Origin of the sequence: Vibrio sp. 10N.222.52.C3 (assembly GCF_041474195.1) — a bacterium.
In the GTDB taxonomy this organism is placed as follows: domain Bacteria; phylum Pseudomonadota; class Gammaproteobacteria; order Enterobacterales; family Vibrionaceae; genus Vibrio; species Vibrio crassostreae_C.
Genome location: NZ_JBFRTQ010000102.1, coordinates 1 through 15,154 on the forward strand (window position 1 = coordinate 1; position 15,154 = coordinate 15,154).

The window sequence follows — 15,154 nt, forward strand, 5'->3', positions numbered from 1 at the left end:
CGAATGCGATCGATCTGAAGATCACGGTGACGGATGATGTGCCAACCATCACTGATACGACGGTTGCGAGTACGTTTGTCGTTGATGAAGACGATTTAGGCTCTGTTGTCGCTCAGGCGACAGGCTCGTTTGTTACCACTGAAGGTGCAGACCAAGTAGAGGTTTACGAACTACGCAATATCTCAACGCTGGAAGCGACGCTATCGTCGGGCAATGAAGGTATTAAGATCACTGAGATCACAGGTGCCGCTAATACGACTACCTACCAAGGGGCAACGGACCCAGGTGGAACGCCAATTTTTACACTAGTACTGACTGATGACGGTGCTTATACCTTTACCTTGCTTGGCCCTCTCAATCACGCTACGACACCAAATAACCTCGATACATTAACAATACCGTTTGATGTTGTTGCTGTTGATGGTGATGGCGATGATTCTAACCAATATGTATTGCCAATTGAGGTGCTCGATGATGCGCCAACGATCACTGATACGACGGTTGCGAGTACATTTGTCGTTGATGAAGATGATTTAGGAGCTGTTGTGACTCAGGCTACAGGCTCGTTTGTGACCATAGAAGGTGCAGATAAAGTTGAGGCTTATGAGCTACGTAATATATCTGACCTAGAAGATGATCTGACATCAGGTAACGAAGCGATTTCGATCACAGAGGTCACCGGGGCTGCGAACACAACCACCTATCAAGGAACCACCACAAGTGGAACACCGATTTTTACTCTTGCTTTGGGTAACGATGGGTCATACACCTTTACCTTGCTTGGTCCTCTAGACCATGAGCCTAGCTCAGAGGCGAGAAATAAGCTGCCTATCTTCTTTGATGTAGTGGCTGTTGATAGTGATGGCGATGATTCCAACCAGTATCAATTACCAATTCAAGTCATTGATGATGTTCCGGAAATGACGCCGCCGACGGGCGAAACGGTTGTCGATGAAGACGATCTTACAGGCATAGGTTCGGATCAATCTGAAGATACCGTTATTAATGGACTGTTCACGGTCGATGAAGGTGCTGATGGTGTTGTTAAGTACGAATTAGTCGATGAAGATTTGGTTCTGACTGGCTTAACTTCCGATGGGGAAAATTTAGAGTGGCTGCCTGTTTCTATCTCAGGAAGCACGTTTACCTATGTTGCTCAAACGGTGACCAGCAATGAGGCCGTGTTCGAGATTATTTTCGATACCTCGGATAACAGCTATCAGTTTGAATTGTTTAAACCTCTTAAACACCCTGATGGTGCCGATGAAAACAACATCGAACTTGGTTTCTCGGTCGTGGCTGAAGACTTTGACCAAGACCAATCAAACGCAATCAATCTGACAATCACAGTGACGGATGATGTTCCATTAGTGACAACTCAGTCGATTACTCGTATTGAAGGTCAGAACTATAATGGTTCTAAAGTCGATATGTTTGCTGATGCGACTGATGTGGGTTCTGATGGCGCAGTACTGAGCAAAATTGAGGCCTTTGACGGAAGTGGAATTGTTTTCCGAGCTGAGAACAGTGGGCTTTACAGTAGTGACTTCGATTTAAACATTGGCAGCCAACAGGTTCGCGTTTACGAGCAAACGGATGATGGTAATGGAGGCGTTGATACTCGACAGCTTGGTCGACTTCGTATTAACTCAAATGGCGAGGTTGAATTCAGAGCTAACGGTTATCTCGATCATGACGGTCTTGACACCATCGACTTCTCGATTAACGTGATTGCGACGGACGGCGATTTAGATACCTCTGAAACACCGTTAGATATCACGATTACAGATAGGGACTCTACAAGAATCGCGCTGAAAGTGACTACCTTCGAGGATGCGGGTAGAGATTTAACGATACCTTACGCAACGGGTGATGAACCGACTCTTGAGAACGTTCAAGATAACCAAAATGGTTTGCCTAATGCACCAGCTCAAGTTGCGCTGCAAGTTAGTCTGTATGACCAAGATAATGCTGAATCTATTGGGCAGTTGACGATTAAAAGCCCGAACGGAGGTGATAGTCACCAAGGTACTTTTTATTACTTTGATGGTGCTGATTACATTGAATTGGTACCTGAGTCAAATGGAAGCATTATATTTGGTTCTCCTGAACTTGAACAAAGCTTTGCTCCAAACCCGAGTGAACCAAGACAAACTATCGCGACGATAGACAACCTGTTCTTTGTTCCGGACCAACACGCTAGTTCGGATGAAACTGGTGGGCGAGTTCGTTATGAGCTTGAAATTGAGAAAAATGGCTCCACGGATCACACCATCAACTCAAACTTCAGAATCGAGATTGAAGCGGTGGCTGATATAGCGACTTGGGATGATTCCAACAGCACTTATCATTATCAAGTGAACGAAGATGAAGACAACGTTACTTTGCAGCTGAACGCAGAGTCGCAAGATAACAGTAATACTGAGACGATTACCTATGAACTTGAGGCTGTTCAAGGTGATGGGAAGTTCGAGCTGCTTGATAAGAACGGCAATGTGCTTACGCTGACGACGGATGGTGTATACGAAATAGCGGCAGAAGACATTAACAGCACCGTAGTTAACCCGATCGATAACTTCTCTGGTCAGATTGAATTCAAAGCAATAGCGGTTACAAAGGAAACACTGAACCCTTATGAAGATACCGCCAATGGCGGAGCAAATGATAAAACTCAAGCTCGTTCTGTAGAGCAAAACATCATTATTGATGTCACTGCTGACGCCGACCCAGGAAAATTCAGTGTGAGTCGTATCAAGATCAACGAAGACAATATCGATGACCCTGATTACATTGGCCCTTTGGACAACAAAGACGCATTCACGTTAGACGAAGTCATTACCATAACAGGGTCGGTGGACACAGATGGCTCTGAAGAACTGTTTGTCCGTATCAGTAATATCACAGAAGGCGCAGTGCTTTACTTTGTAGGTACAACCACGGTAGTTCCTACCGTTAATGGTACCAATTATCAAGAAATCGCATATTCCGATTTGGCTAATGTTGAGGTTGTTCCAACTAAACACAGTAATGTAGATTTCACCTTTGATGTTACCGGTGTAGTCAAAGATACTGCAAACCTGTCAACCAACCCTCAACAAGTTGATGAAGAAATTCTGGGTACTAAGACGGTCAACGTCGAGGTTAAAGGTGTTGCAGATATTCCTTATGGCGGTACAAACGGCACGGCTTGGACAGCAATCACCGATGGCACAACACCTGGTGTTCAAACCACGATCCAAGAGAGCCAGAATGGAGACAGCTACGCCGAGCTTGATTTCACCGTGTTGTCGGGAGAGAGAAGACCTGATCCTGCAGCAGTAGATCAAACCCCATTACCTGACGATGGTTCAGAATCCATAACCGTTATCCTCTCGGGTATTCCTGATGGCGTTATTCTGGAAGACGGTGACGGTACCATTATTGACCTTAACTTTGTCGGTTACGAAACCGGTCCGGGTGGTAGCCCTGATCTGTCTAAACCTATCTACGAAGCTAACATCACTGACGCAGGTAAAACCTCAGGAATCCGCATCAGACCTGTCGATTCTTCAACAGAGAACATTCACATTCAGGGTAAAGTGATCGTGACTGAGAATGACGGTCATACGCTTACGTTTGACCAAGAAGTGCGAGTGTTAGTCGAACCTAGAATCGATACCTCAGCGACGTACAGCACAGTCACTAATGGCGATGAAGATACGGCGATCAGTATTGATTGGCACCCAGAGGGTACTGATTATATTGATGATGATGAGCATTTCACTTCTATTGTGATCAGTGCCATTCCGACAGATGTTGAAAGTGTTGTGGTTAATGGCGACGTAACTTGGGTTTACGATGCTTCAGCAGGCACTTTAACCATTACGCCGAAGAGTGGACAGACGGCAGAAGAGTTTACTCAAATTGCACTGAACAATAATTTTATTCAGATCACACCTGAACAAGACTCGAGCACCGACTTTACGCTTAATACGGTTGTCATGATCGAAGAGCGAGATCATGAGTATGTTGATGCGACTGATCCTGGTCAGGGCATCGCTATCGCGACAATCACGGGCTCGATTGATGTTATCGTACGTCCAGTCGTTGAGCCGAAAGACGCTAGCAACAAGCTTATCGTCGATGATGTGCTGGGTACTGGAGCACTAGCAACCGTAGTTGCTGATGCAAACACTGGCGTGCTTAAGTTCACAACCAACAGCGATAATACATCGGTTACGGATGAGTTCGTCATTCGATATCAAGAAACAGATGCTTCGTCCGCTATCGAAGAAGTTGACCAGTTAGTTATTGAATTAACAAACGTGGACGGTTCGGAGCTATCAGATGCTGTACTCAATCAACTGCTCGTTATTGGCGCTGCTTATGAAGGCAATGGGCGCTGGGTTGTAACGAATGAAGACATATTTAGCATCAGTGCACCGAACGGCCTTGTTCTTCCTTCAGGAAACAGCGGGGCAGGAGGGTTCAATGACATCAAGATGGATATCTTTAGCACGGTAATAGACCGAGGTGATGGTGCTGAGGTTGAGTCATCTACGGCCGCTCGTAGGGACGGAGAAGTCACTCTGTCATTCCCTCAAGTGGTGGCTGGGAGTACTAAGGTTGCAGCCGATATTGATATAACACCAGACAGTGTTGTTGATGCGATTGAGGACACCCAGTTAGATCTAGGTACGGCATTGAATGGTTTAATTACTTTCTCGGGCGAAGATGACTCAACTGATCAAGTGACCATCATTATTGATGACAGTGTGACCATTAATCCAGGAGCGGTGAACGAAGTCACCTTCCCAATTAGTTTATCGGGAAGCAGCGACCTAGACTTTGTTAATGGCAAATATGTATTCCAGACTACCGTCGATCAAGGGGTCTCGACCGACCTCTCTGGACTACTGCTTAACTTACCAGCCGACTACTCCGGCGACTTTAGGTTGCCGTTGACGATAGTAACTAAAGACGTATTGTCGGGGGATGAGAAAACTCTAGTGACAGAAGTAGTCATTAAAGTTGCTCCTGATGTTGAAGGTAACCCAGATATTGACGTTACTGTCGTTGGTTCGCTTGACGATTCGTTTAACCCTGTCGATACCGACGGTCAAGCAGGGCAAGATCCAGTCGGCTACGAAGATACCTATATCCAACTTGATTTCAGCTCGACCATTGATGACCAAGTAAGCGGAGTTGAAGGTGGTGACGAAAAATTCACCTCTATCACACTGACGTTAAATGACACGAGTGTTGGGGCTTTCTATACCAGCGCAGGGGTATCGCTTGGCACATCGGTGACCTTTAATGAAGCTGAGATTAATGCAGGCGCGTTGGATAATGTACTATTCCGACCGGCGTTAAATTACCCAACAGATAATGACGTAAATCAGGTGCAAGTGAATGTCAGCGGGACGATTACCGATACTGCTACATACAATGATGCAGCTTCGCCAACTGGCAGCGCGACTGATACCGATACTTTCTCTACCAATGTCAGTTTTGAAGTCGTTCCTGTGGTGGATGACGTGTCTGTCACTGGCCCGGGTAGCGATCCTGATGTTATCGAGATTACGGGTACTGAGGACCAGCTGATTTCTTTGTCGGGCACAGGGCCTGTATCGATTGCACTGACTGACCTTGATGGCTCAGAACAGTTTGTGTCGATTAAGTTTACAGATGTACCTGATGGCTTCCAGATGCGTGCAGATGCTGGTTCGGCATACACGGTGAAGAATAATGGTGGTGGTGAGTGGAGTGTTCAACTACCTCAAGCATCAGGGTTATCGTTCGACTTGAGTGAGATTTCGATCTTGCCGCCTAAAAACTTCAGTGGTACTGCTGAGTTTGGTGTGGAAGTTTTCACTCAAGAATCGTTGCTGGGTGTGCCTACTGCGGCGGCAAACTTGCCAAGCTTCAAATTGCATGTGGTACCTGTTGGTGATGATGTCGATACTAACCCGACTGATTCTGTGACAGGTAATGAAGGCCAAAACATTGATATCGAAATCAATGCGACTATTTTGGATAAAGAATTGTCTGCAACAGGAAGCGGGACGTATACCGAGAATGCGCCCGAAACGCTTCGAGTTGAAGTGGCGGGTGTTCCTCAAGATGCTTCTATTTTCTATCCAGATGGCACGACATTGGCTAGCTACGATCCGGCGACGCAGCTTTGGACACTTGATGTTCCTGCACAGTCGCTCGATAAGATCGTATTCAATTCTGGAGAACATAATAGTGATACAGGCAATGTACTGGGTATCAATGGTCCACTACAGATTACCGTTCGCTCTGTAGATACTGATGCTGATAATACAGAGTACCTAGGTACGCCAACCAGCTTCGATGTCGATCTGGTGATTGATCCTATTAACGATCAACCGATCTTTGTGAACGTAACGAATATTGAAACAACGGAAGACATCAGTGTTGCCATCGACAACTTTAGTATCTACGACGTCGACGCAAACTTTGATAATCCAGATGCTCCGTATGAACTGACGCTTAAAGTCGACCAAACACTGCCGGGTGCACAGGGTGTGTTTGAGTTTACCAGCTCTCCTGACGTGACGTTTGTATTGCAGCCAGACGGTTCGTTGGTGATTACCGGTAAAGAAGCTGACATCAATACCGCGTTGACCAATGGAGCGGTGACTTTCAAACCAGACCCAGACCAGAACTACCTCAACCAGAGTGGTTTAGTCACAATCAATGCAACGCTCGATGATGGTGGTAATAACGGCTTGATTGACGTGGGTGATCCGAATACCGCTCAAACCAATCAAGCTACATTCACTATTAAGGTGACGGAAGTGAATGACGCTCCGGTCGCGACTGATGTCGATTTAGGTTCGATTGCGGAAGATGGTCAAATCGTGATTGTTGAAGGTGACTTGATTGCAGCGAGTTCTGATCTAGAAAACCATAACCTCACGGTAACCGGCGTAACTCTTACTCAAGGGCAAGGTCAGCTAACGCGCTTTGAAAATGCTGGTGGTGCTGATGACGCTGGGGTTACGGGGCCATTCTGGATATTCATTGCAGATAATGATTTCAACGGCGACGTTAAATTCAATTACTCCATTATCGATGATGGTACAACCAATGGTGCGGATGATTTTAAAACCGATAGCGCTGAAATCAGCCTTGTGGTGACAGAAGTCAACGACCAGCCAGTGGCATCGGACATTGATTTGGGCACCATGCTTGAAGAAGGTCAGCTGATCATTAAAGAGGAAGACCTGATTTCCGCAACCACTGATCCGGAAAACGACACGATTACTGTGAACAGTTTGGTGCTCGATCAAGGTCAGGGCCAATTACAACGCTTTGAGAACGTGGGCGGTGCTGATGATGCTACGATCACTGGCCCGTACTGGGTATTTACCGCAGCCAACGAATACAACGGTGATGTTAAGTTCACTTATACCGTTGAGGACGATGGTACAACCAACGGCGCTGATGATTTCTTAACAGATACCGGCGAAATTAGCGTTGTGGTAACGGAAGTGAATGATCAGCCAGTGGCAACGGATATCGACTTAGGAAACATCCTTGAAGAAGGGCAGTTGATCATTAAAGAGGGCGACTTAATTACAGCGACGAGCGATCCGGAAAACGACACGATTACCGTGACTAATCTGGTGCTCGATGAAGGCCAAGGCCAATTACAGCGCTTCGAGAATGTTGGCGGCGCTGATGACGCTATGATTACTGGCCCGTACTGGATATTTACGGCTGCTGATGAATACAACGGTAGCGTTAAGTTCACCTATACCGTCGAGGATGATGGTACAACCAACGGCGCTAATGATTTCCTAACAGATACTGCAGAGATCACAGCGATTGTCGACGGAGTGAACGATACGCCTGTTGTTAATGGTGACAGTGTCACTACAATTATTGACGAGGATGCTGGTCAGCTATTGAGTGGTATCAATGTCAGTGACCCAGATTATGTGGATGCATTTTCTAATGACTTAATGACAGTCACGCTGACAGTGGATTACGGTACATTGAACGTATCACTTCCGGCAATGACGACAGTGATGGTCAACGGCAACAACACTGGTTCGGTTATCTTAGTTGGTACTTTGAGTGACCTGAATGCGCTGATTGATACGCCAACCAGTCCAAACGGTGTCTACCTCGATGCGAGCTTGTCTCCAACCAATAGCATTGGCTTAGAAGTAATCGCCAAAGACAGCGGTAACCCTTCTGGTATCGCGATTGAAACTGCACCAGTGGTTTATAATATCGCGGTGACACCAGTCGCTAATGCGCCAACCTTGTCTATTGATCCGGCATTTAACTATGTGAGAAACATTACGACCAGCTCATCTGTGGTCGCTAATAGTGGAGTCGCTTTAGTTGGAATTGTCGCTGCATTGACGGACATTACTGAAGAGTTAACGTTGAAGATCAGTGATGTTCCGGATGGTGTTGATGTAACCAGTGATGTGGGTACGGTTTCGTTGGTGGGTGATACTTGGATAGCGACCGCTGATGCGATCGATAGTCTCAGACTCGTCGAGCAGTCATCATTAGGCAAGCCGTTAACCCCGGGTAATTACACCTTGAAAGTTGAGGCGCTATCTGAAGAAGTGGACAACAACGATATTGCGATATCTCAAAACATCGATCTGAATCTCAATATTGTTGCCAATCCAATAGATCTCGATCTGTCTTCTGAAACAGACGATGTGCAACTTTTAGCGAGTAACTTTGATACCAACCTCACTGGCGGAACTGGAAATGACCGACTTGTAGGTGGATCGGGTGACGATACGCTGGTTGGCGGTGACGGTAACGACACACTCATTGGTGGCGGCGGTTCCGATATTCTAACTGGTGGCAATGGTATGGATTCGTTTGTATGGCTCAATATCGAAGATGGCGTTGAAGACACCATTACCGATTTCAGCCTGTCTGAAGGAGACCAAATCGACCTACGAGAAGTATTACCTGAGTTGAAGAATACATCTCCAGACATGTCTGCATTGCTACAACAGATAGACGCGAAAGTGGAAGGGGATGATATTGAACTAACGATCAATCCTGATGGTTTAGGGACCACAGAACAGGTGATTGTGGTTGAAGACCTTGCGCCACAACTAACCTTAAGTGGCACCATGCCGTCAGACATTCTGGATGCGTTAGTGCAGCAAAATGTGATAACTCACGGCTAAGCGAACCATTAAACCATAACGAAAGAGGCCAGCATTGCTGGCCTCTTTTTTGTTACGGTATAAATTGAAAAGAGTTACTTAAGGGAGTTGTGGATCAGGAACTCTTCTTCAACACCTTTCAATTTCATCTCATCCATAATGAAGTTCACCGTGTTCAACAAACGTTGTTCACCTTTAGGAATCAGATAGCCGAACTGACTGTTGGTGAATGGAGTTTCGCAGCGGGCCGCTTCAAGACGTTCGTCAGTTACCTGATAGAACAGACCTTCAGGGGTTTCTGTCACCATCACATCAACTTTGCCTTCCGCTACTGCTTTTGGTACGTCGAGGTTGTTCTCGTAGCGTGTGAAGCTTGCGTTCTGCAAGTTCGCGTCGGCAAAGCTCTCGTTAGTGCCGCCAATGTTCACGCCCACACGAACAGAAGAGTGGTTCACTTTCTCAATGCTGTCGTACTGTTCTGCGGTGCCTTTTGCAACCAAGAAACACTTACCAAAGGTCATGTAGCCTTGAGTTTGTTCCGCGTTTAACTGACGCTGCATTTTACGTGTAATGCCGCCCATTGCGATGTCGTACTTATCGTCGTCTAGATCGGCCAGTAGATCTTTCCATGTGGTACGAACAATCTTCAATTCAACGCCTAATTGTTCCGCGATGTGCTGTGCAACGTCGATATCGTAGCCAGAGTAGCTTTTACCATCGAAGTAAGAGAAAGGCTTGTAGTCACCTGTGGTGCCTACACGCAGAGTACCTGATTTTTGAATGTCTTCTAGCTGGTCAGCGTGTGCGACACCAGAAAGTGCCAGAGCAATGGAAGCAAGTAATAGTGATGTTTTTTTCATTGTAATTGTCTGTTGTGTTTGTGTTGTCATTCAAAGTAACAGAAACAATCAGAGAAAGAGATCAAACCATTGGAAAGGTTGGAAAAGAAGATGAAACGAGGGCAGGAGATAGGTATTTCTATGGTTTGTGAGCATTGATCGAGGTGCGTTTCATATTCCGTTTTGATAAACCGAAGACAAACAAAAAGCCCATGTTATCGAATAACATGGGCTTCATTTTGGTTTAACTTGTTAGCTGCTTATTTAGCTATTTAGCAACTGACTCGTTGTTCATCTTAGCCGGAGCTTTAGATGCGTTAACCAATAGGATACCAACGGTTAGTACCATTGAACCACATAGTAGGAACAACAAGCGTCCTGTTGGTTCGTTTGGAATCAGAGCCATTGCTAGGATACCGAAACCTGCTGTGCTGATAAGCTTACCAAGCATTGAACGCTGTTTAGTATCTAGGTTTTGTTGCTCTTCACCTTCCGCTACAAGCGGCGTGTTCCAGTTAGTGAATAGTTGGTCAACTTCTTTCTCACGCTCTGGCGATAGGCCTTTGTAGAAGCGAGAAGTCATGATGAAGTAACCACCTGTGAACACTACGTGAGCAGCTAAGCTAAGACCTACTTTCAAGTCGCTCCATTCACGGCCTGTAAGCGCTGTTTCTAGACCAAATAGGTTCTCGATGTCTTCTGCTTGCAGAGAGATACCGAAGATGTAAGAAACGAAACCACCAACCACTAGAGTAGACCAACCAGCCCAGTCAGGTGTCTTACGAATCCACATACCTAGTAGGACAGGGATAAGCATTGGGAAGCCAATCAACGCACCTACGTTCATTACGATATCGAACAAGCTTAAGTGACGCAGAGAGTTAATGAATAGACCAATCGCAATGATGAAAATACCCATCATGATAGTCGTTATCTTACTTACAATAACCAGCTCTTTCTGAGTCGCATTTTTACGAAGAATCGGGCTGTAGAAGTTCATTACAAAGATACCAGCGTTACGGTTCAAACCTGAATCCATAGAAGACATCGTTGCAGCGAACATTGCTGACATAAGAAGACCAACCATACCTGCTGGCATTACGTTTTGTACGAATGCTAGGTAAGCAGCATCACCGGCTTTGTCGCCCATTGATGTGTATTGCTCAGCGAACTCAGGCATGAATGCACTAACGTACCAAGGTGGTAGGAACCAAATTAGTGGACCAACAACCATAAGGATACATGCTAGGCCTGCCGCTTTACGTGCGTTTTCACTGTCTTTTGCACATAGGTAACGGTATGCGTTGATGCTGTTGTTCATTACACCGAACTGCTTCACGAAGATGAATACAACCCAAAGGATGAAGATGCTCATGTAGTTTAGGTTGTTACCTAACATGAAGTCGCCGTCGAAGTTAGCAACAATGTTAGTTAAGCCGCCACCGTGGAAGTAAGCTGCTACCGCACAAGTGATTGTCACGGCCATGATTACAAGCATTTGCATGAAGTCAGAAGCAACAACCGCCCAAGAGCCGCCGGTTACTGCCATCAATACTAGAACCATACCCGTTACCACAATGGTAGCTTCCATTGGGATGTTGAATACCGCTGCTACAAAGATAGCTAGACCGTTTAGCCAGATACCTGCAGAGATAAGGCTGTCAGGCATACCTGCCCATGTGAAGAACTGTTCAGACGTTTTACCAAAGCGCTGACGAATTGCTTCGATCGCCGTTACCACACGAAGTTGGCGGAACTTTGGAGCGAAGTACATATAGTTCATGAAGTAGCCAAAAGCATTGGCTAAGAATAGGATTACAATAACGAAACCGTCATTGAACGCGCGTCCTGCGGCACCTGTAAACGTCCATGCTGAAAACTGTGTCATGAAGGCAGTTGCACCAACCATCCACCACAACATTTTGCCGCCCCCTCTGAAGTAATCACTTGTAGAGGTGGTGAACTTACGGAACATCCAACCAATCGCGATTAAAAAGAAGAAGTAGGCGAGAACAACAAAAGTATCAATAGTCATCTTTTCAGCCTTTTAAATATCATAATTAACTGGGCTTAGATTAACGCGTCCTAAGTTTTATTTGTACTACAATATGCCTTTAGTATGATCTAGGTCGCATTGATTTTTTGGTATTCAATACACCTCTATGTAAGTGATTGTTTTGGTTGAATTTAAATGTGAGTGTATTTTGTTTGAGATCTAAAATAAATTGAGGGTTAAATGTTTATATGTATTACAATATAAACAAGGGCGCTTACTTTGCCGTATCTATAAGATTTTAATTATAACCGTAACAAATGTGCTACAAATCGATGTGTTGTGCGACGACATTCACGTTAATTTGGAACTCTATACTGAAAATTTTTGTATTGAGATTTCAAGTGTAGCTCATTGTTTTCACTTCGCTATTTTCTGTTTATCTGCGGCTATGAAGCCTTTCTATGCCATTTGTTTATTTTTTGTGCTTTAGAGGTGCGTGTTTGGAATTTTTGTCACTGAGTGGGCGTTAAACTGGACGGGCGGGACACATTTTGCGGCTCACTTTGTCTATTGTGGTCTTCAGCGCATGCCATGAGAGATGTTTGACGACGTATCGAAAAGGAACATTGCTGGGTAAGGGGCTGGATAGGCGATAGGAGGCACCAGTAACGCTTCGTTAGATGCGTGCTGAAGTCGATTGAAAGCTTACATTACTTGTTATTGCCTGTCTTAGTCGCGGAGCTGGACGAGCCCATAGAGAGAAAGGCGATAAGGTGTGGGGGAAACATAATGTTGATTGAGCGTGTTTTACGGTTAGTCAGCGCAATAAATGACAGATAATAAAAAGCCCCACCGAGGTGAGGCTTCATCACTCAATCTAAAACAGATTAAGCGTTAACGTGATCAACTGCGTCACGAACAAGCTTGCCTAGTTCTTCCCACTTACCTTCGTCGATAAGGTTAGTTGGAACCATCCAAGTACCGCCACACGCAAGTACAGAAGGGATCGATAGGTATTCATCTACATTCTTCAAGCTTACACCACCAGTAGGCATAAATTTAACAGGGTAAACCGCTGTTAGTGCTTTAAGCATGCCAGTACCGCCAGAAGGCTCAGCAGGGAAGAACTTCAACGTGCGAAGGCCCATTTCCATTGCTTGTTCCACTAGGCTTGGGTTGTTAACACCCGGTACGATTGCAACGCCTTTATCGATACAGTATTGAACAGTGCGCGGGTTGAAACCTGGGCTTACGATGAAATCAACGCCAGCTTCGATAGATGCGTCAACTTGCTCGTTAGTCAGTACAGTACCTGAACCAATTAACATGTCTGGGAATTCTTTACGCATGATGCGAATCGCTTCGATTGCACATTCTGTACGTAGCGTGATTTCTGCACATGGCATGCCGTTTTCAACAAGTGCTTTACCTAGAGGGATAGCGTCTTCAGCACGGTTGATAGCGATTACAGGAATTACTTTTAGGTTTGCTAGTTGTTCATTTAATGTAGTCATGAATTCTTTCTCACGTTAAATGTGGGCTTGCTTTCAACTAAGCAAACCCTTGATTAATAGTTAAAGTGCGTAATTATAGAGACAGATCAGGCGTCGCTTCTAGAGGAATGATAGCACCTGGATGCTGAATCACAGTCCCTGCCACAATATGACCTGCTAACGCTGCATCACGTGCATTGCCACCGCTTAAGCGCTTAGCTAGGAAGCCCGCGCTGAACGAGTCGCCAGCCGCTGTAGTATCAACAATGTTGTCTACTGGGTTTGGAGCAACGTACTGAGCGCTTTGGCTTTCAACTACTAAGCAGTCTTTAGCACCACGTTTAATGATGATCTCTTTCACACCAGATTCAGACGTACGTGCAATACACTGTTCAATGCTTTCGTCGCCGTACAACTCTTGCTCGTCATCGAACGTCAGTAGAGCCGTGTCAGTGTACTTAAGCATCTTCAAGTACCAAGAAATCGCTTCTTGTTGACTTTCCCAAAGTTTTGGACGGAAGTTATTGTCGAAGAATACTTGGCCGCCTTGCGCTTTAAATTTGTCTAAGAAGTTGAATAGCTGCGTGCGTCCATTCTCTGTCAAGATAGCAAGCGTAATACCACTTAGGTAAACCGCATCAAAAGAGAATAACTTATCAAGTAGAGCAGGCGTGTCTTCCTGGTCAAACATGAACTTTGCTGCAGCATCATTACGCCAGTAGTGGAAACTGCGTTCACCGGTTTCATCGGTCTCGATGTAGTAAAGCCCTGGTTGTTTGTGATCAAGCTGAGCAATTAAGCTAGTGTCGATACCTTCCGCTTGCCACTTTTCTAACATGTCGGTACTGAATGGGTCAGTGCCTAGCGCTGTTACGTAGCTCGTGTTGATATCTTGCTCTTTTGTTAAGCGAGACAAGTAAAGTGCAGTATTTAGTGTATCGCCACCGAAACTTTGCTTAAGCCCGTCTTGTTTCTTTTGTAGCTCAACCATGCACTCGCCAATGACCGCGATGTTTAATGATTTCATATGCTTACCTTAGCAACTGAGGTTGCGCTGTTTATTATTTTAGGAAATCTTCACGCGCAGGGTTGAAGATATCAAGAAGGATGCTGTCTTGCTCTAGTGCAACTGCACCGTGCATCATGTGTTTACGAGCGAAGTAAGCATCGCCTTCTTTAAGGACTTTCTTTTCGCCTTCAATCTCAGCTTCGAAGCTACCACGAACTACGTAACCGATTTGGTCATGGATTTCGTGAGTATGAGGGTGGCCAATCGCGCCCTTATCAAAACATAGGTGTACTGCCATTAGATCGTCAGTGTAAGCAACGATTTTACGCTTAATGCCGCCACCAAGTTCTTCCCATGGGTTTTCATCTAGGATAAAGAAAGAGTTCATTGTGTATCTCCTAATCTGTTTAAATCTTTTAAGTGTTACTTAACTTGCATCCATCATAAGGGAATGAGCCTAATTGTAATACAATATATCTAAATTTGTGTGATATTGATCAAGCGATACTTTATATAGCGTAAATAAATCAACAACTTAATAAATGGCTAATATTTACCATTAGCCAGCTACATCAATGACTTATGGCTAATTATGTGACTCTACTCATCATTTAGCGACGAATAGGTATAATTAAAGCTCATATTGTATTACTTTATAT

Annotated in this window: 6 protein-coding genes; 1 reads left to right on the forward strand and 5 read right to left on the reverse strand. The window is 45.1% G+C overall.

Translation table 11 applies throughout. The annotated features are described in order from the left end of the window. Window positions 1-38 precede the first annotated feature (38 nt). On the forward strand, window positions 39-9,179 hold the full coding sequence (locus AB4517_RS16150; protein ID WP_372148732.1) for a cadherin-like domain-containing protein: 9,141 nt from the start codon (window positions 39-41) through the stop codon (window positions 9,177-9,179). 74 nt (window positions 9,180-9,253) lie between these two features. Here AB4517_RS16150 and AB4517_RS16155 read toward each other — a convergent pair whose 3' ends face one another. The 5 genes from AB4517_RS16155 to AB4517_RS16175 form a co-directional block, all read right to left on the reverse strand. Beyond that, entirely contained in the window at window positions 9,254-10,018 is a 765-nt protein-coding gene (locus tag AB4517_RS16155) for a transporter substrate-binding domain-containing protein (protein WP_372148729.1), read from the reverse strand. A 247-nt stretch (window positions 10,019-10,265) separates the two neighbouring features. After that, complete coding sequence (locus AB4517_RS16160; protein ID WP_017061487.1) at window positions 10,266-12,032, reverse strand: sodium:solute symporter family protein; 1,767 nt, start codon at window positions 12,030-12,032, stop codon at window positions 10,266-10,268. Between the two features lie 848 nt (window positions 12,033-12,880). Further along, on the reverse strand, window positions 12,881-13,507 hold the full coding sequence (locus tag AB4517_RS16165; protein WP_017061486.1) for a bifunctional 4-hydroxy-2-oxoglutarate aldolase/2-dehydro-3-deoxy-phosphogluconate aldolase: 627 nt from the start codon (window positions 13,505-13,507) through the stop codon (window positions 12,881-12,883). 73 nt (window positions 13,508-13,580) lie between these two features. After that, window positions 13,581-14,513 carry a sugar kinase gene (locus tag AB4517_RS16170; protein ID WP_017061485.1) on the reverse strand — a complete coding sequence of 311 codons (933 nt, stop codon included), beginning with the start codon at window positions 14,511-14,513 and terminating at the stop codon, window positions 13,581-13,583. A 34-nt stretch (window positions 14,514-14,547) separates the two neighbouring features. Beyond that, window positions 14,548-14,883 (reverse strand): cupin domain-containing protein, encoded by a 336-nt coding sequence (locus AB4517_RS16175; protein ID WP_009846518.1) that lies wholly within the window; start codon window positions 14,881-14,883, stop codon window positions 14,548-14,550. Window positions 14,884-15,154: the final 271 nt, after the last annotated feature.